The organism is Chryseobacterium soldanellicola, from assembly GCF_900100115.1.
GTDB lineage: Bacteria > Bacteroidota > Bacteroidia > Flavobacteriales > Weeksellaceae > Chryseobacterium > Chryseobacterium soldanellicola.
On sequence record NZ_FNKL01000009.1, the window covers coordinates 1 to 1,154 of the forward strand.

General features: G+C 31.1%; 1 rRNA gene. It reads right to left on the bottom strand.

The features are described from left to right. Window positions 1–1,066: 1,066 nt before the first annotated feature. A 5S ribosomal RNA gene (rrf, locus tag BLT04_RS18715) occupies window positions 1,067–1,154 on the bottom strand; the annotation flags it as partial.

Here is a 1,154-nt window from a genome sequence, read left to right on the forward strand (position 1 = left end):
CTCTTTATAGTAGTTTCTAATAATAACGCTTATCTAAAAGCTCTCCTGCGCTACCGAACTCTTTACGTTTTCAGTGCGGCAAAAGTACACCCTTTTTACCCCTACTTCCAAATACATTTAACTTAAAATTTACTTTTAATTCATATTTAAGGATAACTTATTGGTTCTCAGTTTTAAAAATTTTAAACTAATGTTTGTTTTTTTGAGGTTTAGACTAAGAGTGTGGGGAGAACCAGAGGGTTTTAGGGTAGTAGAGAGCAGTGATTGAAGAGTTTTAAATGTAAATCAGGGGGATCCTGTGCTCGCTTTTAGTAAAAAAGATCGGGATTGATCGTGTCTGAGAGTATAAAGTTCAAAGAAATTAAAGAATAGGGGGATATTTAACAATATAGACTTTTATCCAGAATGTATTTACCTGAATAATTTATCATGAAGCTTTTTAGTTTTTGTTTATTTGTTTAAAAGGAAAGACATCAATTCATCGTATTATTTAAAACTAAACTCAAGAATTAGGAGAAAGTTAAAATGTTAATGCAATATAGATTTTAATAGAAGTATTTTCTATCAATGATTTAAGTTTAATATTAATGAAAAGATTATCTGCTTAATATAGGTATTAAAAAGTCTTATGTTAATCCAAATCTTCAAGGTTTTGAAAACCTTGAAGATTTGATGGAATATGTATCATTATTGATACTACTATCCTAATACTTTGCTTAGATTCTTTGACTACGTCGAACCTAAAGGTTTCAGGATGACAAACTTTGTGGATATTTTGGAATGTTGGAAGTTGGAGGCAGGAAGTTTAATATAATCTTGAATATTTTTTGAGACTGCTTTGCGTTAATCATAATTAAAGGTTGTCATCTTTTATTAACTGTCAATATCCTATTTTTATTAGGCATTAGGCATTAGGCATCAGGCAAAAATACTCATTCTTTATTATTGATGACTAATTGATCTTTTTATTAATGATTAATGCTTGATCAATGATCATTGATGTATTTTTTTAAAGTAAGGACATAAAAAAACTCCTTCATCTTTTGATGAAGGAGTTTCAAATAAAAACTGGCGGCGACCTACTCTCCCGCTTTCGCAGTACCATCGGCGCTGGTGGGCTTAACTTCTGTGTTCGGAATGGGAACAGGTGAGCC